Source organism: Arabiibacter massiliensis, from assembly GCF_902386925.1.
Taxonomy (GTDB): Bacteria; Actinomycetota; Coriobacteriia; order Coriobacteriales; family Eggerthellaceae; genus Arabiibacter; species Arabiibacter massiliensis.
The window spans coordinates 1-26,035 of the sequence record NZ_LR698996.1 but is presented as its reverse complement, the minus strand read 5'-3'; the positions used below and the strand labels follow the sequence as shown (position 1 = coordinate 26,035).

Sequence of the window (26,035 nt, the reverse complement as noted above, 5' to 3'; positions counted from 1 at the left end):
GAGATAGATCTGTTTTCTCGTTGATAACGCTATGCAACTGTCAAGGTGCGCGGCGGGGCGCCTATGCGCCCGCGCCCGGGGCGGGAGCCCCGGGAGCCGGATGCTGAGAGAGCAAGCAGGCCAAGCCTGCCGATGTCGACGGCGGCTTTTCATAAGAATTGGTCTTCTTCCAGGCGAGGGAGCTTCTCGCTCGACCTCGTCGGACACTCATGTGTCTCCCTAGAAAGGAGGTGATCCAGCCGCACCTTCCGGTACGGCTACCTTGTTACGACTTCACCCCCCTTACCCTCCACACCTTCGACGCCTCCGCCCCTTGCGGGTTCGGCCGGCGGCTTCGGGTGCAGACGACTCGGGTGGTGTGACGGGCGGTGTGTACAAGGCCCGGGAACGTATTCACCGCGGCATGCTGATCCGCGATTACTAGCAACTCCGACTTCACGGAGGCGGGTTGCAGCCTCCGATCCGAACTGGGGCCGGCTTTGAGGGATTCGCTTCCTGTCGCCAGGTCGCAGCCCGTTGTACCGGCCATTGTAGCACGTGTGCAGCCCAGGGCATAAAGGGCATGATGACTTGACGTCGTCCCCACCTTCCTCCGGCTTGACGCCGGCAGTCTCCTGTGAGTCCCCAACCTAATGCTGGCAACACAGGACAGGGGTTGCGCTCGTTGCGGGACTTAACCCAACATCTCACGACACGAGCTGACGACAGCCATGCACCACCTGCGCTGGCTCCTCTCGGCCACGGCGTTTCCGCCGCTTCACCAGCATGTCAAGCCCTGGTAAGGTTCTTCGCGTTGCTTCGAATTAAGCCACATGCTCCGCTGCTTGTGCGGGCCCCCGTCAATTCCTTTGAGTTTTAGCCTTGCGGCCGTACTCCCCAGGCGGGATGCTTAATGCGTTAGCTGCGGCACGGAGGGTGCATCCCCCCACACCTAGCATCCATCGTTTACGGCTGGGACTACCAGGGTATCTAATCCTGTTCGCTCCCCCAGCTTTCGCGCCTCAGCGTCAGTTGCGGCCCAGAGGACTGCCTTCGCCATCGGTGTTCTTCCCGATATCTGCGCATTCCACCGCTACACCGGGAATTCCATCCTCCTCTACCGAACTCTAGCCCCCCAGTTCGGAACCCGGCTCCGGGTTGAGCCCGGAGGTTAGAGGTTCCGCTTGAGGGGCCGCCTACGCGCTCTTTACGCCCAATGAATCCGGATAACGCTCGCTCCCTACGTATTACCGCGGCTGCTGGCACGTAGTTAGCCGGAGCTTCTTCTGCAGGTACCGTCGCTATCTTCCCTGCTGAAAGCGGTTTACAACCCGAAGGCCTTCATCCCGCACGCGGCGTTGCTGCGTCAGGGTTGCCCCCATTGCGCAAAATTCCCCACTGCTGCCTCCCGTAGGAGTCTGGGCCGTATCTCAGTCCCAATGTGGCCGGTCGGTCTCTCAACCCGGCTACCCGTCGTCAGCACGGTGGGCCGCTACCCCGCCGTCTACCTGATGGGCCGCGACCCCATCCCCTACCGCCTGGGCTTTCCCGGGCGCCCCATGCGGGGCTCCCGGAGCATCCGGTATTAGCCTCGGTTTCCCAAGGTTGTCCCGGAGTAAGGGGCAGGTTGGTCACGTGTTACTCACCCGTTCGCCACTCTATGTCCATCCGAAGATGGTTTAATCGTTCGACTTGCATGTGTTAGGCACGCCGCCAGCGTTCATCCTGAGCCAGGATCAAACTCTCCGTTGAAAGAGATGCGGCATCGCTGCCGCGCCTGATCTTGGTTTTCCCGCCGGCCGCCGCATACCCTTCAGGTGGGCGCGGCCCCGGCGGATCCGTCATCGAAATCGACGTCTCGCTTGGCTTATTCCTTGCTTCTCAGTATCCGGTTCTCAAGGTTCCCGCGGGGCCCCTCCGGGCCCCTCCGCGGCCGGCCGGAGCCGAACGCGCAAGGAGATATGTTACCCTTCCGTTCCCCCGCCGTCAAGAACTTTTTTCAGATTCTTGGAAGGTTTTTTCGATCGATTTGATTGGCATCTCTCTCGAAAAAGCCGGGGATCCGGCGCTGCGTCTCTCTCCCCGAAAAATGCAGCTCGAATATAATACTCACCTGCCCCCTGGCGCGCAAGACCCAATTTTCGATTTTTCCGAAAAAGTTGGCAGCCGCGCGGGCGGATGGCTCCTGAAAAAGCATATGAACAGGCAGTACGGCAGCAGCGAAAAGATGTGTGGAAACTTCGGCGCGGGAAGGGTGGCGAAACGTCGCCGGTCGGCGATCAGGGAGGCCTCGGACTCCGGTTTCGCCTGACCGCAACGTCCGCATATATTAGTATAGGGAATGACGGTAAACGATGCGGGATGGGAGCGGGCCATGGCCGAGGCGAACAAGGCGGATGGGACGGGAGCGGGCGGCGGCGCGGCCGTCCTCGATCTGCCGCGCTTCGCCGTGCGGGTGATAGGGGCGCTCGAAGCCGACGGGTACGAGGCGTGGGTCGTGGGCGGATGCGTGCGCGACGCGCTGCTCGGCCGCGCGTGCGCCGACGTGGACGTAGCCTCCTCGGCATCCTGGCGGGAGGCGCAGCGCTCGTTTCAGGCGCGCGGCATCCGGACGCACGAGACGGGGACGGCCCACGGCACCATCACCGCGGTGGCGGACGGGCACGCGGTGGAGGTGACGACGTACCGTTTCGACGGCGCCTATGCCGAGGACGCCCGGCACCCCGAGCGCGTGACGTTCGTGCGCAGCGTGGAGGAGGACCTCGCGCGGCGCGACTTCACGATGAACGCGATGGCCTACCATCCCGCGCGCGGGCTTTTAGACCCCTTCGGCGGGCGGGCGGACCTCGAGGCGGGCGTCGTGCGGGCCGTGGGAGACCCGGCGCAGCGCTTCTCCGAGGACGCGCTGCGCATTCTGAGGGCGTGCCGCTTCGCCGCGCAGCTGGGCTTCCGCATCGAGGAGGCGACGCTGTCGGGCATGCTCGCGAACAAGGGGCTTCTGCCGCGCATCTCGGCCGAGCGGGTGACCCACGAGCTGGACCGGCTGCTGACGGGGCCGTTCGCCGGATCGGCCCTTCTCGAATGCGTCGATGCGCTGGCCGCGGTGCTGCCGGAGCTCATGGCCATGAAGGGGTTCGAGCAGCGGACGCCCTACCATATATACGACGTGCTCGAGCACACGGCGCGCGTGATCGACGCCGCGCCGGCCTCCCCCCTCGTGCGCTGGGCGGCCCTGCTCCACGACATGGGCAAGCCGGGCATGTTCTTCGTCGACGGGCGGGGCGTGGGTCACTTCTACGGGCACGCGCTGCTGAGCGTTCAGATGGCCCGCGGCGTCATGGCGCGCCTCGCGCTTTCCTCCGCGTTCCGCACGCGGGTGCTCGAACTCGTGCGGCGCCATGACGACGACCTCTTCCCCACGCCGAAGTCGGTGAGGCGCATGCTGGCGAGCCTCGAAGGCGACGTGGAGCTGTTCCGCGCGCTCTGCGACCTCAAGCGCGCGGACGCGGCGGGCCAGGCGCCGCGCTGCCGCGGGCGCATCGCCGAGATCGACGAGGTGGAGGCGGTGCTCGACCGGGTGCTCGCCTCCGACGACGCCTTCACGCTCAAGCGGCTGGCAGTGGATGGGCGCGATGCGATGGAGCTCGGCGTGCCCGAGGGGCCCCTGGTGGGCGAGGCGCTTAAGGCGGCCCTCGCCGCCACGGTGGACGGCGTCGTGGCGAACGAGCGGGGCGCGCTCAAGGCGTTCCTCACCGGATGGCTCGCCGAACGGGTGGACGAAGCGCGCGGGTGACGGCCTTCTGACCGGACGCTGACGGTTCCTCGGCGGGAGGGCGGGGCCACGAGGCGCTTCCTATACTGGCCCGAGCGACTCCACCGACGAAAGCGAGGAACCCCCATGCCCTCCCCCTCCGCACCGACCGCGACGCGCGCGGCCGCCGAGGCCGCCGACGCGCCCGCCTCCTCCCAAAGCATCACGATAGCCCTGAACGGGCCCTACCTCGTGCGCGGGGGCGTGCCCCTTATCCAGCAGGCCATCGTGCCGGTGGGCGGGCATCGGGAGTACCGCCTGGTGCGCGAGTTCCCGCATCAGGAGACGTATGCGCTCTGCCGCTGCGGCCGCACCAAGACGCCCCCGTTCTGCGACGGCTCGCACCGCGAGGGATTCGACGGCACCGAGACCGCCTCGCGCGCGCCGTTTCGGGAGCGCGCGGACGTCTACCCCGGCCCCGGCGTGACGCTGCTCGACGACAACCGCTGCGCATTCGCGCGGTTCTGCCATCGCGAGGACGGCGACGTGTGGACGCTCACCGAGCTGTCGGGCGACGAGCGGCTGAAGCGCGAGGCCGTGAAGGCGTCGTCCGACTGCCCGGCCGGGCGGCTCGTGCACGTGGATGCGCGCGAGGGGACGGTGTACGAGCCGCGGCTCGGCCCCTCGATCACGCTGCTCGAGGATTCCGAGGAAGACGTGAGCGGGCCTTTGTTCGTGCGCGGGGGCGTGCCGCTTGTGGGAGCGGACGGCGAGGAGTACGAGCTGCGCAACCGCTACGCGCTCTGCCGCTGCGGCGCGTCGCGCAACAAGCCCTTCTGCGACGCCATGCACGTGAACGTCGGGTTCGACGACGGATTGGGCGGCCGCGAGGCCTGATGGCACGGATCGGCACGCAGCTTCCGACGGCCAAAAGAAAAAGGCCAGGGGCTTTACGTCCCTGACCTGCAAGTTCTTGGTAGCTCCGACCGGATTCGAACCGGCGACCTCCGCCTTGAGAGGGCGGCGTCCTAAACCGCTAGACGACGGAGCCACATAGGTCACGCTGCGCAGTAGCCGTTGAATGGCTGGGGTGGAAGGAGTCGAACCCTCACATACGGCACCAGAAACCGCTGTCCTGCCATTAGACGACACCCCATCGGATCTCCGATGCGCATCCTGCCGTTTGAAGGGCAAGGTGCGAGCGCGAGTGAGTATATTACGGGGTGTCGGCCGGTTCGTCAAGCCCTGTTCCCCACTTTTTTGGAAAAAGTCGAGGATCGAGATCGGGGAATACCGGGAATGCGACTCGGGCGCGGCGCATCGCGGGAAATCGACCGCTCGTCCGCGCGGGCGGCCGTTAGCGGCCGGCTTGCCGAAAAGCCGCCATGCATGCGTTTCCCTCTGCGAACCGGCAGGCGTACAATGGCGGCGAACCCATGCGGGCGCCTTCGCGGCGCGCTACGGCAAGAGGAAAAGCGACGGACGCGGCGGCGCGGCCGGGAAGGAGACGGACGATGCGCATCGACACCATCATCGAGAGCGAGCGCGTGTTCACAGGGACCGGCGATGCGGCGCGGCCGGCGGCGGTGGCCATCGCGGGCGATCGCGTCGCGGCGGTGGGCCCCAAGGAGGACGTGCGCGCCTTCGCGCGCGAGGCGAACGGAGGGACAGGCGCGCCCGAGGTGCGCGACTTCGGCGACGCGCTCGTGGTGCCGGGATTCCACGACTCCCACCTGCACTTCTTCCATTCGGCCATCTACTCCTCCCCCTTCGCCACCACGTTCACCGGCGAGAGCGAGGCCGACTGCGTCGCGCGCATGCGCGCCTACGCGGAAGGGCGGCCGGACGGCTGGCTTCTGGCCCAGGGGTGGCGCGAGTACCGCTGGAACCCGCCCGTCATGCCGACGAAGCGCTCGCTCGACGAGGCGTTTCCCACGCGTCCCGTGGCGCTGTACTCGGGCGACGCGCACACGCTGTGGCTGAACTCCGTCGCGCTGCGCGAGCTCGGCCTCACGCGCGAGAGCGTCCCGCCTTCGGGGGGCTCCTACGACCGCTTCGAGGACGGCGAGCTGACCGGCGTGGCGCGCGAGGCGGCGGCCATGGAGCTCATGCCGCGCATCATGGGCGCGTTCAGCGACGCGGAGGTGGCGGACGCCTACCGCGGGTTCTTCGCCGAGCTGGCGCGCAACGGCGTGACGAGCGTGTGCGACCTGTCGCTCATGGCGCACCCCGGCCTCGACTTCATCCGCGACGACATCCACGCCGCGCTCCTCGCCTCGGGCGAGCTGACGGCGCGCGTTCACCTGTTCCCCACGCTGCTGGCCGACCTGGGGCGCTTCGAGGCCATGCGCGAGAAGTACACGGGGCCGTGTTTGCAGGCGCCCGGGTTCAAGCAGTTCTTCGACGGCGTGTCGAGCCAGCACACGGCCTGGGTGACCGAGCCGTATTCCAACGCGTACTTCGCCGGCGACTGCGGGCGGCCCACGGTGGACGCCGCCACGATGCGGGAGTACGTGCTGGCCGCGGCCGCGAAGGGCTATCCAGTGCGCATCCACACGATCGGCGACGCGGCCATCCACGCGGCGCTCGACATCTTCGAGGAGGCGCGCACAAAGTTCGGGCCCCTGCCCGAGGGGCGGCGCAACTGCCTGGAGCATCTGGAGAACTTCCTGCCCGAGGACGTGGAGCGGCTGGCGCGGCTGCAGGTGGTGGCCGCGGTGCAGCCGCCGCACATGACGCTCGACCCCGGCGGCCCCGAGCGCGACCTGGGGCCGGAGCGCGTGCGGCTCATGTGGCCGTTCAGGACGCTGCTGGACGCGAACGCGGTGCTCGCGTTCGGCACCGACTCGCCGGTGGTGGGCGTGAACTCGATGGACGTGCTGTACGCGGCGGTGGCGCGCCAGGATCCCGCGACACACGAGCCCGCGGACGGCTGGCTGCCCGGCGAGCGCATCGGGCGGGCCGAGGCCCTGCGCGCCTACACGCAAGGCAGCGCCGCTGCGGCAGGGCGGCCGCGCGAGCTGGGGACGCTCGAGCCGGGGATGCTCGCCGACGTGGCCGTGCTCGACCGAGACGTGCTCGCGTGCGACGCCGACGACATCCAGAAGACGCGCGTCCTGGCCACCTTCATGGGCGGCCGCTGCGTGCACGGAATGGCATAAAAGGGGACAGTCCCCTTTTATGCCATTTTCCACATGTGGTCGAGGGGGCCGTTGCCGCGGCCGAGGTCGAGGCCGGCGGCGAGGGCTCCGTGGACGTAGTCCTTGGCGTTGCGGACGGCCTCCTCGAGCGGGAGGCCCTCGGCGAGGCCGCAGGCGATGGCGCTCGAGAGCGTGCAGCCGGTGCCGTGGGTGTTTCGCGTGTCGATGCGCGGGGCGCGCAGCCACATCACGGCGCCGTCGGGCGCGACCAGCACGTCATCGGCGCGGTCGACGCGATGGCCTCCCTTCACGAGCACGGCTCCCTTCCCCGCCCCCGCGAGAACGCGGCCGGCGCGCTCCATCGACGCGTCGTCGCAGACGGAAAAGCCGCAGAGCACCTCGGCCTCGGGCATGTTGGGCGTCGCGACGTCCGCGAGCGGCAGCAGGCGCTCCACGAGGGCCCGCACCGCGTCCTCGTCGATGAGGCGCGAGCCGCTCGTGGACACCATGACGGGATCGACCACGATGTTGCGCGCGCCGCGGGCCTCGAGCCGCTCGGCGATGGCCTCGATGATGGCTGCGGACGACACCATGCCGATCTTCACCGCATCGGGCCGGATGTCGTCGAACACGGCGTCGATCTGCGCCGCCACGAACGCGGGCTCGACGGCGAGCACGCCGGCCACGCCGAGGGTGTTCTGGGCCGTGAGCGCCGTTATGGCCGTCTCGGCGAACAGGTGGTGCGCGGCGATGGTCTTGATGTCGGCCTGGATGCCGGCCCCACCGCTGGAGTCGGAGCCCGCGATGCTGAGGACCGCCTTCATCGCCCCTCCTCCAAATCGAGCGCCTTTGATGCGAGCGCGCGCAGCTCCTTTGCTGCCGCGCGGATGTCGTCGGCTGCGAACAGAGCCGACACCACGGCCACGCCGTCAGCGCCCGTGCCGGCGAGCGTGGGGATGGTGGCGGCGTTCAGGCCGCCGATGGCGACGACCGGGATGTCCACCGCGGCGCAGATGGCCGCGAGGCCGTCCGCGCCGGTGACGACGGCATCCTCCTTCGTGGGCGTGCCGAACACGGCGCCCACGCCCAGGTAGTCCGCGCCGGCTGCCTGCGCGGCGAGCGCCTGCTCAACCGTCTGCGCAGACACGCCGACGATGGCATCGGGGCCGAGCTGCGCGCGCGCCTCCTCGACGGCGGCGTCGCTCTGGCCAACGTGCACGCCGTCGGTGCCCGCGATACGAGCGGCCTCCACGTCGTCGTTCACCACGAACGGCACGCCCGCCTCGCGGCAGAGCAGCGCGAGCGCGCGAGCGCGCAGTACGATTTCGGCCCGAGGGGCGTCCTTCTCACGCAGCTGCACGAACGTGGCGCCGCCGGCGAGCGCCTCCTCCACGCATTCCACGAGGGTGCGGCCGTCGAGCCACGCGCGGTCGGTGACCGCGTAGAGCGCCATCGCGCGGCGCAGCTTGTCTTTCGGGTGCATGGGGCCTCCTATCCGAGCTCTTCGACGCGCGCGCCGGCTTCGAGCGCCTCGCCGTCCAGGCGGAAGAGGGCGTCGATGAGGTAGGTACGGAACGACGCGTTGCCGTCGAGGCCGCCCATGCGAGCCTGCGCCTGCTGTCCGGCCAGGCCCATCGACGCCACGGCGGCAACCGTCGCCTCGAGCGGAGAGTCCGGGTTCGCCACGGCGAAGGCGGCCACGAGGCAGGTGAGCATGCAGCCCGCGCCCGTGATACGGCCCATGAGGGGGCTTCCGTTGCGCACGGCGAAGGCGCGCTCAGCATCGGCCACGATGTCGATGGCCCCGGTGACGGCCACGATGGCTCCCGTCTTGGCGGCCAGCTGCCGCACGAAGGCGGCGCTCGCGGCCAGGTTGCCCTCGGTCACCGCGTCGTCGGGGTTCGCGTCCACGCCGCGCGTGGCCGCTGCGGCACCGGCGAGCGCCTTCACCTCGGACATGTTGCCGCGCACGATGCCCACCGGCAGCTTATCGAGCAAGTCGCCCGCCGTCCACGTGCGCAGCGCCGAGGCGCCCGCCCCCACCGGGTCGAGCACGATGGGGTGCCCCAGCTCGCCCGCGCGCTCCCCCGCCGCGAACATGCCGGCGATGGTGCGCTCGTTGAGCGTGCCGATGTTGAGCACGAGCCCGCCGCAGATGGACGTGATGTCGGCCACGTCGGCCGGCTCGTCGCTCATGATAGGGCTCGCCCCGATGGCCAGAAGCGCATTCGCGCAGTCATTCACCGTCACATAGTTCGTGATGCTGTGCACAAGCGGCGACCCCGCCCGCACGTTATCCAAAGCCCTCTTCAAAGCGAATGGTTGCATGTTGAATCTCCTTCTTCCAAGCCGGCCGGCGCATCATTGCCGGTCGAGTGTGTTTTCAACAGGGATTAAACCAGGCAGCGGCTCGGCGTTGCCCACCAAGCGAGTTCCGCAGCGAAGCGAGGACTGTCCGAGCGACTGGGCAACGCCGAGCCGCTGCCGGACAGGTTTATTGCGCGCTCAAGTCTACCGTCAGCCCATCCATGATGCGACCGACCGTGCGCATCGCGCACATCTTGCCGCACATGGTGCAGGTGCCGTCCGTGGAGGGCGGGGCGCTCTCGAAGTAGGCGCGGGCGCGCACCGGGTCGATGGCCTCGGCGAACATGCCCTCCCAGTCCACGCGGCGGCGCGCGTCGCTCATGCGGTTGTCACGGTCGCGCGCGCCGGGCACGCCCTTGGCGATGTCGGCCGCGTGCGCTGCGATGAGCGTGGCGGCCAGGCCCTCGCGCACGTCGTCGGCGTCGGGCAGGCGCAGGTGCTCGGCCGGCGTCACGTAGCATAGGAAGTCCGCACCGGACGAGGCGGCAACCGCCCCGCCGATGGCGGCCGTGATGTGGTCGTAGCCCGGCGCGATGTCGGTGACGAGCGGCCCGAGCACGTAGAAGGGCGCGTCGTGGCACAGGCGCTTCTCCAGCTTCATGTTGGCGGCGATCTCGTCGAGCGCCATGTGCCCCGGGCCCTCCACCATCACCTGCACGCCCGCGTCCCACGCGCGGCGCGTGAGCTTGCCGATCTCGATGAGCTCGGCGATCTGCCCCGCGTCGGTGGCATCGTAGGTGCAGCCGGGGCGCATGGCGTCGCCGAGCGAGATAGTGGCGTCGTGCTCGTGCAGGATGGCGAGCACCTCGTCGTAGAACTCGTAGAAGGGGTTCTCGTTGCCGGTGGCCTCCATCCACGCGAAGATGAGCGACCCGCCGCGGCTCACGATATTCGTGAGGCGGCCCGTCTCGCGGAAGCTCTCGAGGGCGCGGCGGTTCATGCCGGCATGGATGGTGAGGAAGTCCACGCCGTCGGCGGCATGCGCGCGCACGACGTCGAGGAAGTCGGCCGCCATGATATCCACGAGCGGCTTCTCCAAGTAGCCGATGGCATCGTACATGGGCACCGAACCGATCATGGCCGGCGACTTCTCGATGAGCGCGCGGCGGAACGCGGCCGTCTTGCCGCTGTTCGACAGGTCCATGATGGCGTGCGCGCCCAGCTCGAGCGCCACGTCCACCTTCCTCCACTCCTCGGCCTCGTCGGCGACGTCGCCCGAGATGCCCAAGTTGACGTTCACCTTGGTGGAGAGGCCGCCGCCCACGCCCTCGGGGCTCAGGCTCTCGTGATGGATGTTCGCGGGGATGGCGATGCGCCCGGCAGCCACGCCCTCGCGGATGAACTCGGGCTCGCGGCCCTCCTTCTCGGCGACGATCCGCATCTCGCGGGTCACCGTGCCGGCGCGCGCCGCGTCGATCTGCGTCATAGAACTCCCTTCGTTGGCATTACCCATGTCAGGTTCGTCGGGTCGAAGCGTGGTCGGCGCTTCCTCTCAGCCTGCCCGGCCGCGCACGCGCGGCTGCAAGCTCCCCGGTATGAAAAGGTACGCAGGACAGTATAGCCGCATCGAGGCCGCAAAAGGCGCCGTGACGGGCGAACGGCGAAAATGGCATAAAAGGGGACTGTCCCCTTTTATGCCAAAAAGCCCCGGGCGCGGTGCCCGGGGCGGTGGATTCTTGGTGCCCCCAGGAGGATTCGAATCTCCGTTTCCGGCTTGAGGAGCCGGCGTCCTTGGCCGCTAGACGATGGGGGCGGGTTGGCTTACAGCGCGGTGAGCACCTCGGCGGCCGCGTCGGCGAAGGCGTCGATCTCGTCGTTCGTGTGCGCGAGCGAGAGGAACAGGCCCTCGAACTGGCTCGGCGCGATGAGGAAGCCGCGGTCGGTCATTCCGGCGAAGTAGCGGGCGAACGCCTCGGTGTCGCACGCCTTCGCGCCCGCGTAGTCGCGCACGGGCTCTGGCGAGAAGAAGAGCGTTGCGAGCGAGCCCGAGCGGTTCACCGTGCACGGCGCGCCGCTTTGCTCGATGGCGCGCGCAAGGCCCGCCTCGAGCCGCGCGCCCTTGGCCTCGAGCGCCTCGTAGACCCCCGGCTGCTCGAGCGCCTCGAGCGTGACCAGGCCCGCCGCCATGGCCACGGGGTTTCCCGAGAGCGTGCCGGCCTGGTACACCGGGCCGCACGGCGCGAGCGCCTCCATGACGTCCGCGCGCCCCGCGAAGCACCCCACGGGAAAGCCGCCGCCGATCACCTTGCCCAAGGTGCACAGATCGGGCGTCACGCCGTAGCGCTCCTGCGCGCCGCCGAGCGCCGCGCGGAACCCGCTGATGACCTCGTCGAAGATGAGGAGCGCGCCCGCGCGGTCGCAGAGCTCGCGCAGGCCCTCGAGAAATCCGGGCTCAGGCGGCACGACGCCCATGTTGCCCGCGATGGGCTCCACGATGACGCAGGCCACCTCGCCCTCGTGCGCGGCCAGGATGCGCTCCACCGCGTCGAGGTCGTTGTAGGGCGCGACGAGCGTATCGCGCGCGGCCCCCTCGGTCACGCCCGGCGTGCCGGGGATGCCGAACGTGGCCACGCCGCTGCCGGCATTGGCCAGAAGCGCGTCGGAATGGCCGTGGTAGCAGCCGTCGAACTTCACGACGATCGGCCGGCCGGTGAATCCGCGCGCGAGGCGCACGGCGCTCATCGTGGCCTCGGTGCCCGACGACACCATGCGCGCCATCTCGGCGCACGGCACGAGCTCGCACACCTTGCTCGCCATGCGCACCTCGGCCTCGCAGGGCGCGCCGAACGACAGGCCGCGCTCGAGCTGGGCGCGCACCGCCTCGAGCACCTCCGGCGGACGATGCCCGAGGATCATCGGACCCCACGAGCCGATGAAGTCGACGTACTCGTTGCCGTCGGCGTCGACGACATGGCTGCCCTCGGCGCGCTCGTAGAACACCGGCTGCCCGCCGACGCTCGCGAACGCGCGCACCGGAGAGTTCACGCCGCCGGGGATGCGGCGACGCGCCTCGGCGAACAGGGCGGCCGACCGTTCATGACTGAAGTTGGAGCTGGTCATAGGTCCTCCTCGAAGTAGCGCATGGATGTCTTCTTGAACTCGCGGGTGGAGAGAAGGAGGCGCGGCGGGGCCACGTCGATGCCGGCGGCGGCCAGGTCGGCGTGCAGCTCGGCGGCCACGCGCTCGCAGGTTTCGCGGTCGCGGCCGTGGATCATCGTGTAGAGGTTGTAGGGCCACCGCTCGCTGCGAGGGCGCTCGTAGCAGTGGCTCACCGCAGCCGGGCGCGCGAGCACCTCGCCCGCCGCGAGCGCCTGCTCCTCGGGCACGTCCCACACCCCCATCGCGTTGCTCGAGAAGCCCATGCGGCGATGGCGCACCATCGCCCCGAAGCGGCGGATGGCGCCGGCCTCTAGAAGCTCGCGGGTGCGCGCGACGGCCCACTCCTCGGAGAGCGCGCGGCCCGCGTGCCCGCTCGCCACCTTCGCCGCAAGCGCGAAGGGGCGAAGTGTGCCGCCGAGGTCGTCCTGCAGCGCGCGGATGAGCGCCCTATCGGCGTCGTCGAGCGGCACGGGCGCAACCTGCGCGGGCTCGAGGGGCGCGCGGGCGGGCGCGGGCGCGGCCCCTTCGGCATCCGCCGCCTCGCCCTTCTCGCGCACGTCGAAGGCCACCTTGATCTTGAACAGGCGCACGGCCGGCAGCACGAGCAGATCGTCGCAGCCCGAATCGCTCACGATGCGCGCCAGCTCCGCATCGCGCGCCTCTTTGCTGCGCGCGACGAGCGTGAACCACAGGTTATAGCGGTCGTCGCGCTCGTAGTTGTGCGTGATGCCCGGATGCGCGCCCACGAGCGCCGCCACCCGATCGATCTCCTCGGGCGGCACGGCCAGCGCGGCCAGCGTCGAGGCGTAGCCGATGCGCGACGACTCGAAGCTCGCGCCGATGCGCCTGATCAGCCCCTCGGCCCGCGCGGCCTCAACCGCGGCGAACGCGCCCGCCTCGTCGGTGCCGCACGCCTCACCCAGCGCCCCGTAGGGCCGCTCGCACACGGGAAGCTCCTGCTGCACGCGCGTGAGCACCGCGCGCGCGGCCGCGTCAGCGCCCATGATGGCCCTCGATGATCCAGCGCGCCGCGTCCTTGGCATGGTACGTGATGATGGCGTCGGCGCCCGCGCGCTTCATGGACAGCAGCGTCTCGAGCACCACGCGCCGCTCGTCGATCCAGCCCTGCGCGGCCGCGGCCTTCACCATGGCGTACTCGCCCGACACGTTGTAGGCCACCGTGGGGAACGCGAAGCGCTCCTTCACGCGGCGCACGATGTCAAGGTAGGCGAGCGCCGGCTTCACGATGACGAGATCAGCTCCTTCTTCCAGGTCAAGGGCCACTTCACGCAGCGCCTCGTCGCTGTTGGCGGGATCCATCTGGTAGGCCGAGCGGTCGCCGAAGGTCGGCGCCGAGTCGGCCGCGTCGCGGAACGGCCCGTAGTAGCCCGAGGCGTACTTCGCCGAGTAGGCCATGATGGGCACGTGCGGGAATCCCGCCTCGTCGAGCGCCGCGCGGATGGCGGCCACACGCCCGTCCATCATGTCGGAGGGCGCCACCATGTCGGCTCCGGCGCGCGCATGGCTCACCGCTTCAGCCGCCAGAAGCTCCAGCGTCTCGTCGTTGATCACACAGCCGTCCTCGTCGAGCACGCCGCAGTGGCCGTGGCTCGTGTACTCGCACAGGCACACGTCGGTGATCACGTGGAAGCCCGGCGCGTGCTGCTTGATGGCGCGGATGGCCTGCTGCACAATGCCGTCGTCGGCGTAGGCCTCGCTGCCGCGCTCGTCCTTGCGCGCGGGCAGGCCGAACAGCATGAGCGAGTTCACGCGGCAGCGCGAGAGCTCGTCCACCTCGGCCGCCAGCTGGTCGACCGAGAGCTGGAACACGCCAGGCATCGAGGGCACCTCGTCGCGCACGCCCTCCCCCGGCTTCACGAACAAGGGATAGATGAAATCGCTCGGCTCCACGGAGGTCTCGCGCACGAAGGCGCGCACCACCGGGTTCGCGCGCATGCGGCGCGGCCGATAGGCGGGAAACGCCATGGTCCAGGCTCCTTTCCGGCGCTTACGCGGCGCCGATCTCCTCGTCGGTCAGGTAGCACGCCGGGTCCGGGCCCCACAGGTCTCCCGTGGCGGCCTCGCTGCGCACGCGGAAGTTGCCGTTGCAGATGTCGAGCCAGCGGCACGTTTTGCAGCGGCCCGTCACGAAGGGGCGCTTGTCCTTCAGGCGGAACATGAGCTCGCTTTGCGGCGTGGCGCGGCTCACGTCGGTCCATATCTCGGAGAACGGCCGCTCGCGCACGTTGCCCAGGGAGAAGTGGCGCCAGAACTGATCGGCGTACACCTCGCCGTCCCAGCTCACGCACCCGATGCCCGCGCCGGTGGAGTTGCCGCGGTTCCATTGCAGCAGCTGCAGCACCTCCTCGGCGCGCGCGGGGTCCTCGCGCAGAAGCTCCAGGTAGACGAAGGGCCCGTCGGCATGGTTGTCCACGGTGAGGATCTCCGGCGCGCCGCCGCGGTCGAACCAGTCGCGCGTGCGGTCCATGATGAGGCGCACGGCGGCCCGCGTCTCCTCGTGGTTGAGGTCCTCGTCCATGAGCTCGGTGCCGCGCCCGGTGTAGACCAGGTGGTAGAAGCACGCGCGCTTCACGCCCTCGGCCTCCATGATGTCGAACACGTCGTTGATCTCGCGCCAGTTGCGCTTGTTGATGGTCATGCGCAGGCCCACCTTGATGCCGGCGGCCTTCGCGTTGCGGATGCCCTCGATGGCGCGCTCGAAGCTGCCCGGCAGGCCGCGGAACTCGTCGTGGGTGGCCTGCGCGCCGTCGAGCGACACGCCCACGTAGGAGAGCCCCACCTCGGCGAAGCGCGCGGCCAGCTCGGGCGTGATGAGCGTGCCGTTGGTGGACAGCACCACGCGCATGCCGGCGTCTTTGGCGTACTGCATGAGCTCCACCACGTCGGGGCGCATGCACGGCTCGCCGCCGGAGAACAAGAGCACCGGCGCGCCGAACGCGGACAGGTCGTCGATCATGGCCTTGGCCTCGGCGGTGTCCATCTCGTTCTCATACTGCTTGCACTCGCTGCCCGCGTAGCAGTGGACGCAGCGCAGGTTGCACGTCTGCGTGCAGTTCCACACCACCACGGGCTTCTTGTCCTTCGAGAACTGCAGAAGCTCGCTCGGCAGCTTGGCCGAGTCGCGGTTGTAGCGCAGCACGTCGGCCGGCTCCACGGCCCCGCAGTACAGCTTGGAGATCCCTATCATCAGCGTGTTCTCACTTTCCCTCGGCGCGCTTCGCGCGATGCTCGACTATGGCGTCCACCAGCCCCGCCACCGTGTACTCGGACGCCTGCGCGGCGATGGGGAACCCCAGCTCGCGCGCCGTGTCCGACGTGATGGGACCGATGGAGAAAAACGACAGGCCGCAAGGCGGGGCGAACTCGCCGCCGGCGTGCTCGCGCATGAGGGCCGCGAAGTTGCGCGCGGTGGACGAGGAGGTGAACGTCACCGCGTCCACCTCGCCCGCCACGATGCGCGCGAGCCCCTGCTCGACCGAGCGGCGCGCGGGCGGCACCGTGCGGTACACCGGCGCCACGTCCACGCGGACGCCGCGCGCCTTCAGCATGCGCGGCAGCACGTCGCGCGCCTCGAGGGCGCGGGGCACGAGCACCCAGTCGCCCTCGGCCACGCCCGCTTCGAAGAGCTGTTCGGCCACGGCCTCGGCCCGGTACTCGTCCGGCACGAGATCGGCCCGGATGCCGCGCGCGGCCAGCTCGTCGGCCGTGGCGGGCCCGATGGCGGCCACCCGGGCGCAGGCGAGGGCACGCGCATCGAGGCCCGCCTGCTCGAGCCGCGCGAAGAACCCCTTCACGCCGTTCGCGCTGGTGAACACCACGAAGCGGTAGCCCGCGAGCCGTGCGATGGCGGCGTCGGTCTCGGCGAACGAGGGCGGCGGCGCGATGTCGATGGTGGGCAGCTCGAGCACGCTCGCCCCGAGCGCGCGCAGGCGACGGGCGGCGTCGCTCGCCTGGGCGCGCGTGCGCGTGACGGCGATCGTCATGCCGGCGAGCGGCCCGGGCTCGAACCACGCGAGCCGCTCGCGCAGGGCGGCCACCTTCCCCACCACGATGATGGCCGGGGCCTGGAAGCCCGCCCGCTGCGCGCGCTCGGCGATGTCGGCGAGCGTGCCTTCGAGCACCTCCTGCTCGGGCAGCGTGCCCCAGCGCACGAGGGCGACCGGGGTGCCCGGCGCGCGGCCCGCCTCGATGAGCCGCTCGGCGATGATGGGGAGGTTGCGCACGCCCATGTAGAAGCACAGCGTGTCGGCCCCGCGGGCGATGCCCTCCCAGTCGATGGCCGTCTCCGCCTTGGTCGGATCCTCGTTGCCGGTGATGAACGCCACCGACGAGGCCAGCCCGCGATGCGTGACGGGGATGCCCGCGAACGCCGGGGCCGCCACCCCGCTCGTGACGCCGGGCACGATCGAGCACGCGACGCCGGCTTCCGCGAGCGCGAGCGCCTCCTCGCCGCCGCGGCCGAACACGAACGGGTCGCCGCCTTTGAGGCGCACGAGCGTCCCGCCGCCGCGCGATGCGAGCTCGCGCGCCTTCTCCACGAGCAGCGCGTTGATCTCGTCTTGCGTCACGTGCTGCGAGAAGCCCTTCTTGCCCACGTAGATGCGCTCGGCCGACGCCTTCGCCCCTTCGAGGAGCGCGGGGTTGGCCAGGTAGTCGTACACGATGATGTCGGCGCGCGCGACGAGCTGCGCGCCCGCGACGGTGAACAGGCCCGGATCGCCGGGACCCGCGCCCACGAGATGGACCTCGACGGGCCGCGTCCTCATCGGCGCGCTCATACGAGCGGCCTCTCGTCGCCCGTGGCGCGCACCTCGTCGAGCACCTCGCGCGCGCCGGCGGCCAGAAGCTCGCCCACGGCGCGCTCGGCGAGGGCGCAGGCCACCTGGGAGGCGGCGGGGGCGTCGTCCAGGGAGCGCGGCGCGGGCAGCGGCTCGGATGCGCGGCTCTTCAGCAGGAGCGTGCCGTCGAGGCGGCCGACGAACGCATCCAGCGCAAGCTCGCCGCCCTCGAAGCGGGCGTAGGCGCCGATGGGCACCTGGCAGCCGCCGTCGAGCAGGTGCATCACGCGCCTCTCGGCGGCGACGCACGCCTCGGTTTCCGCGCAGCGCACCTTCGCGCAGAGCTCCGCGGTGCGCGCGTCGCCCGCGCGGGCCTCGAGCGCGATGGCGCCCTGCCCCACGGCCGGCACCACCTGCTCGACCGGAAAGGCCTCGGCGATCTCATCCTCCCAGCCCATGCGGCGGATGCCGGCGCTCGCCAGCACGATGGCGTCGAGCGCGCCGCTTCGCACTTTGCCGATGCGGGTGTCCAGGTTGCCGCGCACCTCCACGTAGTCGAGGTCGTCGCGCAGGGCGCGCAGCTGGGCGAGGCGGCGCAGGGCTCCGGTGCCCACGCGCGCGCCCGCCGGCAGCCCGGCGAACGTCGTGCCCGCCGGCGCCACGAGCACGTCATGCGCGTCGGCCCGCGCCAGGCACCCCGCGATTTCCAGGCCCTCGGGCTGCACGGTGGGCACGTCTTTGAGCGAGTGCACGCACACGTCCACGCGCCCGTCGAGGAGCGCCTGCTCGAGCTCCTTGGTGAACAGGCCCTTGTCGCCGATCTTGGAGAGCGCGACGTCGAGGATCTTGTCGCCCTTCGTCTTGATCACCTCGACGGCCACCTCGAGGCCCGGCCACGCCGCGCGCAGGCCCGCCGCAACGTGCTCGGCCTGCCAGAGCGCGAGCTTGCTGCCGCGGGTTCCGATGATCAGGCTACGCATGAGCGCTCCTCTCGATTGTGGGGGCAGGCGCCGCCGCCGTGGCGGGCGCAGGGGGTGCCCGAGGCGAGGCGGCAGGAGCGCCCCTCGTCGCTGCGGCACGAGAAGCCCTGCGGGTACGCGTCCAGGCCGAACAGGTAGCGCGCGGCCTCGGTGTAGCGGTAGCCGTCCGGGTCGGAGGCCTGCTTGCGAAGGCGCGCCGTCGGGCCGTGCAGCAGCTTCTTCGCGATGGCGGACGCCATGGCCTCGAGCGCGGCGCGCTCGGCATCGCTCACCGCCTCGCCGCGCTGGGCGGCGAGCGCCTTCGCCGCGCGCGCCACCTCGGCGTCGCAGACGGTGCGGGCCTTGCCGTGCATCTGCTTGACGGTGGGGGCCACCTCGCGCTCCTGCAGCCACGCGAGGAAGGCGTCCGTCCGCTCGGCCACAAGCGCCTCGGCCTTCACGGACTCGGCCGCGCGCAGGCGGGCGTTCCTCTGCGCGACGTCCCCCAGCCCGTCCAGGTCGTGCCAGGCCACGCCGGGCAGGTCGGCCACTTCGGGCTCCACCGTGCGCGGCAGGGCCACGTCCACCACGAGCAGCGGCCGCTCGCCGCATCCCCGGCGGGCGCGGCGCAGGAGGGCCTCGGTCACAAGCGGCTCGTCGGCGGCCGCCGACGCGATGACGATGTCGGCCTCGCCGAGACGCGCCTCCAGCTCGTCGAGCCCGCAGGCCTCGCCGCCCACGCGCGCGGCCAGCGCCTCGGCCCGCGCGACCGTGCGGTTTGCCACGGCCACGTCGCGCGCGCCCTGCTCATGCAAGTAGCCGAGCGCGAGCTCGCCCATCTCGCCCGCGCCGATGACCAGCACGCGCCGTCCCTCGAGCGTGCCGAACATCTCCTTCGCCAGCTCCACCGCCGCCGTGGACACCGACACCGAGCGGGCGCCGATGCCCGTCTCGCTGCGCACGAGCTTGCCCGTCTCGAGCGCGCAGCGGAAGAGGCGGCTCAAGAGCTCGCCGGCGCTTCCCGCCTCCTCGGCTGCGGCGAAGGCGCGCCTCACCTGGCCGATGATCTGGGCCTCGCCCAGCACGAGCGAGTCGAGCGACGACACGACGCGCAGCAGGTGCTCCACCGCGCCCGGCCCCTGCTTCACGTAGAGCGCGCTGCCGAGCGCGCTCGCGGCCGCGCCGTCCATGCCCGGCAGCGCGCGCAGCTCGTCCACGACGGCGCGCACGCCGTCGGGCGCGGTGAGGGCGACCGCGTACACCTCGGTGCGGTTGCAGGTGGACACGATCACGGCCTCGGATATGGCCTCGCAAGCGCACAGGGCCTCGAGCACGCCGGGCAGCCGGTCGGCGGGCACGGACAGCTTGCCGCGCAGATCGGCCGAGGCGGTCTTGTGGCTCGCGCCGATGGCGATGAGCGTCATAGCGCGCCCCCTTTCCGCACCTCGGCGTACAGCTCCTCCGCGTCGCGCAGCCCGCCCGCGCGGAAGCGCTCGAGCATCTCCGGCGCGCAGGCGGCCTCCAGAAGCGGGGCGCGCTCGGCCTCGCCGCCGCCGACGCGCTCCTTCACGAGCGCCCGCGTCGCGGCCAGAAGCTCGACGAAGCCCGCGAGGTCCTCGGGGTAGCGCTCCTCCAGCTCACGCCGCAGCCGCTTCGCGTAGGCCGGAGCCGCCCCGCCCGTGGACACCGCCACTTGCAGCGCGCCGCGGCGCACCACCGAAGGCACGATGAAGCGGCAGCGCGCCGGGTCGTCCACGACGTTCACCAGCACGCCCGCCGCCTCGGCCTCGGCGAACACGGCCTCGTTCACCTGCGGGTCGTCCGTGGCGCAGAACACGACGAACGCGCCTTCCACGTCACCCGGGCAAAACACCCGCTCCTCGAGCTCGACCAGGCCTTCATCGGCCCACGACGCCAGCCGGGCGCAGGCCTTTGCCGCCACGACGCGCACCTGCGCGCCCGCGTCCAGAAGCCCGACGACCTTCCGCGCGGCCACCTCGCCGCCGCCGACGACGAGGGCGCGCATGCCCTGCAGGTCGAGGAACACCGGGTAGTACGCCCGCCGGGCCCCCGCGCTCGGTTCCGCCATGCCAACCTCCTCAGACCGCCGAAGCGCGCGCCCTTCCGCCTCATGGCACGCGACGGCCCGCACCGGGGCATGCGTGCGCCCGGCCCTTGTCCGTTTCCGCGTGTCTTTCGATGGTGGTGCGCAGTCCGCGTCCGGCCGTGCGGCCGTCGCGCGCTTCGATCTCTCGTCTCGTCTTCGCAGCCGGATGCACCTCGCCCCCGGCCGTTGAAAAGCATACGAGATGACGTAGCGTCGCCGTCAACGACGATGCCGCAAGTTATGGAGGAATCGAGGGGAAACCCCTAGTCGAATGCCCGGGAAACCCTACCCGAGCGGGTAGAACACGTAGAGCGTGCCCTCTTCGACGGCCACGGTGGCCTCCTCGTCGACCAGTTCGTTGGACAGGCCGCGCGAGGTGCGGTTGGACAGGGGCTCGTCGTCGAGCGAATACTCCATGCCGCGCTCGATGACGCCGCGGGCGGTGTCGTTGGCCGAGAACACCGACACGGTGCCCTGGCCAAGCGGCGGCAGCTCGAACACGTCGGGGCCGGTGAGCAGGCGCACCGCGTAGGTGTCGGCCACGGCGGTCACGGTCACGTCGCGCTCGGAGAACCTCGCGAACAGCTGGAGGTTCGCGATGGTGTGGTCGAGCCGGCCGCCGAGCGCCCCGTAGATCACGAGGTCGTCGTGGTCCCAGTCCACGGCCTTCTCCATGGCCAGCTCCATGTCGCTTTTGTCCTTCTTCACGGGATGGCGCGACACGCGCTTGCACTTGGGCACGTAGCCGAGCGAGTCGAAGTCGCCCACGGCCATGTCGGGCCTCACGCCAAGCTCGTCGAGGAAGGCGAAGCCCGCGTCCACGGCGATGACGAAGTCGAACGCCCCGGCAGCCCGGCGCGCCTCGAAGTCCTCCGCGTTGAAGTCGACCGCCCCCACGAGCGCGCATGTGGCCATATCCCTGCGTCCTTTCCGCCGTTTCCCTTGTTCGACGTCGTAGGATACCACAAGCGCCTGCGGGAGCCTCCGTCGCGAAATCCCCAAGAACATGCATGTTATGACGGTTCTGCGCAGGATTTCGTTGTTTTCACAACGCGCTTGGAGAACGATCGGCGGGGCGCACGGCCACCAGCTGAACGCGGCCTGGGCAAACTCCGTAAACACCTCGAGAGGCGTGGCGAAATCCTGCGCAGAACCGTCACTCGATGCGTTCTCTCAGGGATTTCGCGCCATCGGCAGATCCGCGTCGGTTTTTCGCGAGGGTTGGCGTTTCGCGGGCGCGGGCGGGGCGGGGTTTGCTAGAATACGCTCTGCGAGCGGGCCAGGCGATCGCGCACCTGCGGGTGTGAGGAAAGTCCGGGCTCCACAGGGCAGGATGCCAGCTAACGGCTGGGCGGGGCGACCCGACGGAAAGTGCCACAGAAAAGAAGACTCCCCCGCGTCCTCGGACGACGGGAGAAAAGCTGAAACGGTGCGGTAAGAGCGCACCAGCGCGTCGGCAACGGCGCGGCTTGGAAAACCCCATCCGGAGCAAGCGCAAATAGGAACGCGACACGGTGGCCCGCCGTACGTTCGGGTTGCGTGCTTGAGGCGCCTGGCGACAGGCGCTCGAGATAAATGGTCGTCCACGACAGAACCCGGCTTATCGGCCCGCTCGCACGCTTCCTAAAACGATCGGTCAACTTTTTCAGCCTCGGACCTTCGCGGCTCCGCCGCTCCGCTCAGGACGACAGGGGAGCCGGGAACAGCGTGTAGGCGCGGCCGGCGTCGGCTTCGTGGGGCTGGATGCTCACGCCGAAGGCGCGCTCGATGGCTCCGGCGGCGAGCACCTCCTCCACCCCGCCGGCGCACATGGCCCGCCCGCGCTCCATGACGAGCAGCCGGTCGGAGTAGCGCAGGGCCAGGTCGAGGTCGTGGATGACCATGACGATGGTCTTGCCCGCCTCCTCGTTGAGCTTGCGCACGAGCTGCATGGTCTCGTGGCAGGCGCGTATGTCGAGGTAGGTGGTGGGCTCGTCGAGCACGATGAGGTCGGTGTCCTGCGCGAGCGTCATCGCGATGAACGCGCGCTGCCGCTCGCCGCCGGAGAGGCGGCGCAGCTCGTGCGTGCGGAATCGCTCGATGCCCGCCAGCTCGAGCGCGCGCTCCACATGCTCGCGGTCCTCGCGCGAGAGCCGGCCCTGGCGCGCCTGGTACGGGTAGCGCCCGCACGCCACGAGCGCCTCGACGGTCATCGCCGGCGGCCGCGACGCCTGCGCGAGCACCGCCACGCGGCGGGCGCGCTCCTTCGCCTTCATCGACAGCGTCGGCACGCCGTCCACCAGGACCTCCCCCGCACTCGGGCGCAGAAGGCCGTCGACGAGCTTCACCATCGTGGACTTCCCGCAGCCGTTCGGCCCCACGACGCTCGTCACCGCGCCGTGCGGGAACGCCGCCGAGAGCCCCTCGATGAAGGGCAGCTTCCCATAGGAGAACGACACGCCGCGCAGCTCGATGGCGGGCGCGCCGCCGTTTCCGCTAGTCAAGGCCGTTCCTCCTGTTCTTCAAGATGAGGTAGATGAAGAAGGGTCCGCCGAGGAACGCCATCAGGATGCCCACCGGCACCTCGTAGGGCGCGAACATCACGCGCGCGAGCAGGTCGCACACCACGACGAACGCCGCGCCCGACACCGCCGACAGCGGCAGCACGAGCCGGTTGTCGTGGCCCACGAAGAACCGCACGAGGTGCGGGATGATGAGCCCCACGAACCCGAGCAGCCCGGCGAAGCTCACGGCCGCGCCCGCCAGAACGGCGGCAAGGCCGAGCATGGCAAGGCGCGTCGCGCCCACGTTCATGCCGAGCGCGTGGGCCGTGTCGTCGCCGAGCGCCATGATGTTGAGCTTGCCCGCCGCGAGCAGCGCCGCGGCCAGGCCTCCCACGATGTAGACGGCCGGCCACACGAGGTCGTCCATGAGCACGCCGGCCAGGCCTCCCACGAGGAACGCCGACGAGCCGATGTAGGCGTCGGGATTCACGATGAGGATGGTGTTCATGCCCGCGCCGAACACCGACGTGATGGCGATGCCGGCCAGCACCACGGTGAGCCGCGACGTGCTGGCCCCGAGCGAGATGCCGAAGATGATGAGCGCGGTGACGAGCGCGCCCGCGAAGGCCGCGAGCGGCGGGAGCCACAAAGCGCTGGGGAACACGCTGGCCGCGATCAGCACGAACAGCCCCGCTCCCGAGTTGATGCCGATGATGTTGGGGCTGGCGAGCGGGTTGTCGAGCACCGCCTGGATGATGGCGCCGGCCACGGCCAGCGCCCCGCCCGCCAGAAGGGCCGCCAGCACGCGGGGCAGGCGCACGTTCACGAGGATGCTCTTCGCCGACGCGCTTACGTCGCCGCCGGTGGCCCAGGCGATAAGGTCTCCCAAGCTCACCGACGACGAGCCCACGAGGAACGCCGCCGCCGTCACGCCCACGAGCACGACGGCGGAGACGATGATCGCAAGCGGCGCGGCCTTCTCACGGCTGAACGGACTCACCGGACGGCCTTCGCGCTCACGCGTACAGGGCGTCGAAGAGCACCTGGTAGCTCTGATCCCAGCGCTCGTTGGGCTTGTACTGGAACAGGTGCGGATCGAGCGTGACGTAGCGGCCGCTCTGCACCGCGTCGAGCGTGGACCACGCCGGGTTCGCCGCCGTCTGGTCCTCGAGGGCCTTCATGGCCGCCGCGTCGTCGTTGCCCATGGGCACGACGAAGATGAAGTCGGGGTTCATCTCGATGATCGACTCCAAGCTGAAGTCCTTGAGCAGGCTCGGGTTCTCGTCGGCCAGGTTCTTCGCACCGAGGTCGGCCAGCATGGAGCCCGTCATGGTGGAGGACGCCTGCACGCGGGTGCCGCCCGAGAACGTGGTCAGCACGAGGGCTGTGGGCGCCTCGCCAGCGGGCACCTTCGCCGTGATGGCCGCGATGCGGTCGGCTGTGGCCTGGGCGTTCTGCTCGTAGAGGTCGTCGCGGCCCGTGATGTCGCAGAGCGTGCGCATCATGCGCTCGTAGTCGGAAAACGTCGTCACCTGGAAGCACGCCACGGGGATGTTCGACGCGGCGAGCGCGGCCTTGAGGTCGGCCTGGTTCGAGTCGCCGCCGCGGCCACCCGAGCCGCTGGTCATGATGACGAAGTCGGGCTCGAGGGCGATGATGGCCTCGAGGCTGGGGTTCGAGAAGTCGCCCACCTTCTGCACGTCGGGCGAGACGAGGTCGTAGTCCGACAGCGTGAACGCGTCGTCAGAGGCGCCCACGAGCGTGCCGCCCGCGAGCTCCCACATGCTGGCGAAGCTGCCCATGCACGCCACCACGCGCTGCGGGTTCTCCACGGTCACCTCGGCACCCGTGTCGTCGGTGAACGTGACGGCGGCGGGCTGGGCGGCCTGCGACTCGGGCGCGGCGGGAGCCTCCGCCTCGGCCGTCGGCTCGCCCGCGCAACCCGCGAGCAGCATCGAAGCCGCGAGCGCCACCGCGCATCCGGCAGCCGCCACCTGCTTCATCGTCTTGAATCTCATGGATATCCTTTCCAGTGTCGCCTTGTACAGGGGGATGCCGTTAGACCGCTGCCGCCACCAGGTCGTTTCCATGGGCGCAGTAGTCGTCCTGGGCGAGGATGTCGCCGTCGTGGTAGTACGCGGCCCGCGCGCGGCAGCCGCCGCAGCCGTCGCGGTAGTCGCAGGTGCCGCACGAGCCGGAGTACGCCTGGGTGCGCAGGCGCTCGAACACCGGGCTCGTCTTCCAGATCTCGTCGAAGGGCTGCTCGCGCACGTCGCCGGCCTCCTCGGTCATGTAGGCGCAGGGGCGCACGATGCCCTCGCTGCCGATGACGCAGTACGTGAGGCCCGCCAGGCACCCGCGGGAGAAGCGCGTCTCCACGTCGAGCTGCTTCGCCACGCGCGTGAACTGCGGCGCGCAGGTGGGCTTCACGTCGATGGGCACCTCGGCCGCCTTCTTCATGAGATCGGTGAGCAGACGCTCGTTCTCGAGCACCTCAAGCGACGTCTCCTGGATGAACTTGCCGCGCCCCACCGGAATGAGGAAGAACACGTAGTGCGCGATGGCGCCGATCTCCACGGCGAAGTCGGTGATGTCGCACACCTCGTCGCGGTTCCAGTCCACCACGGTGGTGTGCAGCTGGAACGGCAGGCCCGCCTGCTTGCAGGCTTCGATGCCGGCCATCGTGAGGTCGTAGGCGTTGGGAAGCCCGCGGAACTTGTCGTGCTTGGCGGGAACCAGGCTGTCCACGCTGATGCCCATGGCGCAGGCCCCGGCCTCCTTCAGCTTGCGCGCCACCTCCGGCGTGATGAGCGTGCCGTTCGAGCCGAACACCGGGCGCAGGCCGTTGCCGGCCGCGTGCGCCACCAGCTCGTAGATGTCCGGGCGCATGAGCGGCTCGCCGCCGGAGAAGATCATCACCTTGAAGCCGGCGCGCGCGATCTCGTCGATCAGCTTCTTGCCCTCCTCGGTGGAGAGTTCCTTGTCCGTCGCCTCCTCGGCGTCCTGGTAGCAATGCACGCACTTGAGGTTGCACTTGTTCGTCGTCATCCACGACACGAGCATGGGCGTATCCTTTCTGTCTGCGGCGGGCCGTCGGGGCGTCCGCCGTCATTGCCGTATGGAGTTGGGGAAAGGGCCGGTCGGGCGGTGCGTCGAGGGGTTAGGAGAGACGACGCAGCGCCCGTTCGGCGTCTTAGAGCGGCTCTTCGGCCGCGTCGGGGTGGGCTCGGTAGGCGGCCACGACGGCCTCCAGGTAGTCGAACACCGACTGGCGCAACTCGTCGAACGAGCCGTCGCCGTGGGCGTGCGGCGCGATGTTCTCCATGAGGATGAAGTTCTCCTCGGCGCGCG

The 26,035-nt window shown here is 70.0% G+C and carries 21 protein-coding genes, 3 tRNA genes, 1 rRNA gene, 1 other RNA gene and 1 riboswitch; of the genes, 5 read left to right on the top strand and 21 right to left on the bottom strand.

Going from position 1 to position 26,035, the window contains the following annotated elements; translation table 11 throughout:
- Window positions 1-223: 223 nt before the first annotated feature.
- Window positions 224-1,731, bottom strand: a 16S ribosomal RNA gene (locus FX134_RS00135).
- A gap of 277 nt (window positions 1,732-2,008) precedes the next feature.
- Between FX134_RS00135 and FX134_RS00130 the strand changes: the two genes are divergently transcribed.
- From FX134_RS00130 to FX134_RS00120, 3 genes are all read left to right on the top strand, one after another.
- Window positions 2,009-2,290 carry a hypothetical protein gene (locus FX134_RS00130; protein ID WP_143412099.1) on the top strand — a complete coding sequence of 94 codons (282 nt, stop codon included), beginning with the start codon at window positions 2,009-2,011 and terminating at the stop codon, window positions 2,288-2,290.
- 63 nt (window positions 2,291-2,353) lie between these two features.
- Window positions 2,354-3,772, top strand: coding sequence for a CCA tRNA nucleotidyltransferase (locus FX134_RS00125; RefSeq protein WP_080796973.1), 1,419 nt, complete (start codon window positions 2,354-2,356; stop codon window positions 3,770-3,772).
- A gap of 105 nt (window positions 3,773-3,877) precedes the next feature.
- Window positions 3,878-4,627, top strand: coding sequence for a CDGSH iron-sulfur domain-containing protein (locus FX134_RS00120; RefSeq protein ID WP_080796972.1), 750 nt, complete (start codon window positions 3,878-3,880; stop codon window positions 4,625-4,627).
- Window positions 4,628-4,704: 77 nt separating this feature from the next.
- On the opposite strand, the gene FX134_RS00115 is transcribed toward FX134_RS00120, so the two are convergent.
- A tRNA-Glu gene (locus tag FX134_RS00115) sits at window positions 4,705-4,781 on the bottom strand.
- 31 nt (window positions 4,782-4,812) lie between these two features.
- A tRNA-Gln gene (locus FX134_RS00110) sits at window positions 4,813-4,886 on the bottom strand.
- 358 nt (window positions 4,887-5,244) lie between these two features.
- Here FX134_RS00110 and FX134_RS00105 point away from each other — a divergent pair.
- On the top strand, window positions 5,245-6,891 hold the full coding sequence (locus tag FX134_RS00105) for an amidohydrolase (RefSeq protein ID WP_080796971.1): 1,647 nt from the start codon (window positions 5,245-5,247) through the stop codon (window positions 6,889-6,891).
- Between the two features lie 17 nt (window positions 6,892-6,908).
- On the opposite strand, the gene thiD is transcribed toward FX134_RS00105, so the two are convergent.
- The 14 genes from thiD to FX134_RS00035 all read right to left on the bottom strand — a co-directional run bounded on the left by thiD (window position 6,909) and on the right by FX134_RS00035 (window position 21,116).
- The gene (gene thiD / locus FX134_RS00100; protein WP_080796970.1) at window positions 6,909-7,694 is read right to left on the bottom strand and encodes a bifunctional hydroxymethylpyrimidine kinase/phosphomethylpyrimidine kinase; all 786 of its coding nucleotides are present in this window, start codon (window positions 7,692-7,694) and stop codon (window positions 6,909-6,911) included.
- Window positions 7,691-8,353 carry a thiamine phosphate synthase gene (gene thiE / locus FX134_RS00095; RefSeq protein ID WP_080796969.1) on the bottom strand — a complete coding sequence of 221 codons (663 nt, stop codon included), beginning with the start codon at window positions 8,351-8,353 and terminating at the stop codon, window positions 7,691-7,693. Before thiE ends, thiD begins: the two co-directional genes overlap by 4 nt.
- An 8-nt stretch (window positions 8,354-8,361) precedes the next feature.
- On the bottom strand, window positions 8,362-9,198 hold the full coding sequence (gene thiM, locus FX134_RS00090) for a hydroxyethylthiazole kinase (RefSeq protein WP_080796968.1): 837 nt from the start codon (window positions 9,196-9,198) through the stop codon (window positions 8,362-8,364).
- Window positions 9,199-9,364: 166 nt separating this feature from the next.
- The gene (thiC, locus tag FX134_RS00085) at window positions 9,365-10,663 is read right to left on the bottom strand and encodes a phosphomethylpyrimidine synthase ThiC (protein ID WP_080796967.1); all 1,299 of its coding nucleotides are present in this window, start codon (window positions 10,661-10,663) and stop codon (window positions 9,365-9,367) included.
- Window positions 10,652-10,780, bottom strand: a riboswitch (TPP riboswitch). It overlaps the preceding gene by 12 nt.
- Before the next feature lie 134 nt (window positions 10,781-10,914).
- Window positions 10,915-10,990, bottom strand: a tRNA-Glu gene (locus tag FX134_RS00080).
- Window positions 10,991-10,998: 8 nt separating this feature from the next.
- On the bottom strand, window positions 10,999-12,297 hold the full coding sequence (gene hemL, locus FX134_RS00075; protein WP_080796966.1) for a glutamate-1-semialdehyde 2,1-aminomutase: 1,299 nt from the start codon (window positions 12,295-12,297) through the stop codon (window positions 10,999-11,001).
- The gene (gene ahbB / locus FX134_RS00070; protein ID WP_080796965.1) at window positions 12,294-13,340 is read right to left on the bottom strand and encodes a siroheme decarboxylase subunit beta; all 1,047 of its coding nucleotides are present in this window, start codon (window positions 13,338-13,340) and stop codon (window positions 12,294-12,296) included. Before ahbB ends, hemL begins: the two co-directional genes overlap by 4 nt.
- Entirely contained in the window at window positions 13,330-14,322 is a 993-nt protein-coding gene (hemB, locus tag FX134_RS00065; protein WP_080796964.1) for a porphobilinogen synthase, read from the bottom strand. The genes ahbB and hemB overlap by 11 nt, the downstream gene beginning before the upstream one ends.
- A 22-nt stretch (window positions 14,323-14,344) precedes the next feature.
- Entirely contained in the window at window positions 14,345-15,544 is a 1,200-nt protein-coding gene (ahbC, locus tag FX134_RS00060) for a 12,18-didecarboxysiroheme deacetylase (RefSeq protein WP_080796963.1), read from the bottom strand.
- A gap of 10 nt (window positions 15,545-15,554) precedes the next feature.
- Complete coding sequence (gene cobA / locus FX134_RS00055) at window positions 15,555-17,123, bottom strand: uroporphyrinogen-III C-methyltransferase (protein ID WP_080803584.1); 1,569 nt, start codon at window positions 17,121-17,123, stop codon at window positions 15,555-15,557.
- A gap of 8 nt (window positions 17,124-17,131) precedes the next feature.
- Window positions 17,132-18,115: a hydroxymethylbilane synthase gene (gene hemC, locus FX134_RS00050; protein WP_080803581.1), complete on the bottom strand. Its 984-nt coding sequence runs from the start codon at window positions 18,113-18,115 to the stop codon at window positions 17,132-17,134.
- Window positions 18,103-19,518 carry a glutamyl-tRNA reductase gene (hemA, locus tag FX134_RS00045; protein WP_080796962.1) on the bottom strand — a complete coding sequence of 472 codons (1,416 nt, stop codon included), beginning with the start codon at window positions 19,516-19,518 and terminating at the stop codon, window positions 18,103-18,105. The genes hemC and hemA overlap by 13 nt, the downstream gene beginning before the upstream one ends.
- Window positions 19,515-20,183: a precorrin-2 dehydrogenase/sirohydrochlorin ferrochelatase family protein gene (locus FX134_RS00040; RefSeq protein ID WP_080796961.1), complete on the bottom strand. Its 669-nt coding sequence runs from the start codon at window positions 20,181-20,183 to the stop codon at window positions 19,515-19,517. Before FX134_RS00040 ends, hemA begins: the two co-directional genes overlap by 4 nt.
- 303 nt (window positions 20,184-20,486) lie before the next feature.
- On the bottom strand, window positions 20,487-21,116 hold the full coding sequence (locus tag FX134_RS00035) for a thiamine diphosphokinase (RefSeq protein WP_080796960.1): 630 nt from the start codon (window positions 21,114-21,116) through the stop codon (window positions 20,487-20,489).
- 356 nt (window positions 21,117-21,472) lie between these two features.
- Between FX134_RS00035 and rnpB the strand changes: the two genes are divergently transcribed.
- Window positions 21,473-21,820, top strand: an RNA gene (rnpB, locus tag FX134_RS00030) — RNase P RNA component class A.
- Between the two features lie 60 nt (window positions 21,821-21,880).
- On the opposite strand, the gene FX134_RS00025 is transcribed toward rnpB, so the two are convergent.
- Genes FX134_RS00025 through nirJ2 form a run of 4 tightly spaced genes read right to left on the bottom strand, consistent with a single transcriptional unit; the run spans window position 21,881 to window position 25,747 of the window.
- Window positions 21,881-22,684, bottom strand: a complete 804-nt coding sequence (locus tag FX134_RS00025; protein ID WP_232050788.1) for an ABC transporter ATP-binding protein — start codon at window positions 22,682-22,684, stop codon at window positions 21,881-21,883.
- Complete coding sequence (locus tag FX134_RS00020) at window positions 22,677-23,684, bottom strand: FecCD family ABC transporter permease (RefSeq protein ID WP_080796959.1); 1,008 nt, start codon at window positions 23,682-23,684, stop codon at window positions 22,677-22,679. Before FX134_RS00020 ends, FX134_RS00025 begins: the two co-directional genes overlap by 8 nt.
- A gap of 16 nt (window positions 23,685-23,700) precedes the next feature.
- On the bottom strand, window positions 23,701-24,702 hold the full coding sequence (locus FX134_RS00015; RefSeq protein WP_232050787.1) for an ABC transporter substrate-binding protein: 1,002 nt from the start codon (window positions 24,700-24,702) through the stop codon (window positions 23,701-23,703).
- A gap of 40 nt (window positions 24,703-24,742) precedes the next feature.
- The gene (nirJ2, locus tag FX134_RS00010) at window positions 24,743-25,747 is read right to left on the bottom strand and encodes a putative heme d1 biosynthesis radical SAM protein NirJ2 (protein ID WP_080796958.1); all 1,005 of its coding nucleotides are present in this window, start codon (window positions 25,745-25,747) and stop codon (window positions 24,743-24,745) included.
- Between the last annotated feature and the right edge of the window lie 288 nt (window positions 25,748-26,035).

Excerpts from the sequence above, each read along its gene's own strand:
- ahbB (WP_080796965.1), bottom strand. The coding sequence starts at position 13,340 with ATGGGCGCTGACGCGGCCGCGCGCGCGGTGCTCACGCGCGTGCAGCAG.
- hemB (WP_080796964.1), bottom strand. The coding sequence starts at position 14,322 with ATGGCGTTTCCCGCCTATCGGCCGCGCCGCATGCGCGCGAACCCGGTG.
- thiC (WP_080796967.1), bottom strand. The coding sequence starts at position 10,663 with ATGACGCAGATCGACGCGGCGCGCGCCGGCACGGTGACCCGCGAGATG.
- FX134_RS00120 (WP_080796972.1), top strand. The coding sequence starts at position 3,878 with ATGCCCTCCCCCTCCGCACCGACCGCGACGCGCGCGGCCGCCGAGGCC.
- hemL (WP_080796966.1), bottom strand. The coding sequence starts at position 12,297 with ATGACCAGCTCCAACTTCAGTCATGAACGGTCGGCCGCCCTGTTCGCC.
- thiM (WP_080796968.1), bottom strand. The coding sequence starts at position 9,198 with ATGCAACCATTCGCTTTGAAGAGGGCTTTGGATAACGTGCGGGCGGGG.
- thiD (WP_080796970.1), bottom strand. The coding sequence starts at position 7,694 with ATGAAGGCGGTCCTCAGCATCGCGGGCTCCGACTCCAGCGGTGGGGCC.
- FX134_RS00015 (WP_232050787.1), bottom strand. The coding sequence starts at position 24,702 with ATGAGATTCAAGACGATGAAGCAGGTGGCGGCTGCCGGATGCGCGGTG.
- ahbC (WP_080796963.1), bottom strand. The coding sequence starts at position 15,544 with ATGATAGGGATCTCCAAGCTGTACTGCGGGGCCGTGGAGCCGGCCGAC.
- FX134_RS00105 (WP_080796971.1), top strand. The coding sequence starts at position 5,245 with ATGCGCATCGACACCATCATCGAGAGCGAGCGCGTGTTCACAGGGACC.
- FX134_RS00035 (WP_080796960.1), bottom strand. The coding sequence starts at position 21,116 with ATGGCCACATGCGCGCTCGTGGGGGCGGTCGACTTCAACGCGGAGGAC.
- nirJ2 (WP_080796958.1), bottom strand. The coding sequence starts at position 25,747 with ATGCTCGTGTCGTGGATGACGACGAACAAGTGCAACCTCAAGTGCGTG.
- FX134_RS00125 (WP_080796973.1), top strand. The coding sequence starts at position 2,354 with ATGGCCGAGGCGAACAAGGCGGATGGGACGGGAGCGGGCGGCGGCGCG.
- cobA (WP_080803584.1), bottom strand. The coding sequence starts at position 17,123 with ATGAGGACGCGGCCCGTCGAGGTCCATCTCGTGGGCGCGGGTCCCGGC.
- hemA (WP_080796962.1), bottom strand. The coding sequence starts at position 19,518 with ATGACGCTCATCGCCATCGGCGCGAGCCACAAGACCGCCTCGGCCGAT.
- hemC (WP_080803581.1), bottom strand. The coding sequence starts at position 18,115 with ATGCGTAGCCTGATCATCGGAACCCGCGGCAGCAAGCTCGCGCTCTGG.
- thiE (WP_080796969.1), bottom strand. The coding sequence starts at position 8,353 with ATGCACCCGAAAGACAAGCTGCGCCGCGCGATGGCGCTCTACGCGGTC.
- FX134_RS00040 (WP_080796961.1), bottom strand. The coding sequence starts at position 20,183 with ATGGCGGAACCGAGCGCGGGGGCCCGGCGGGCGTACTACCCGGTGTTC.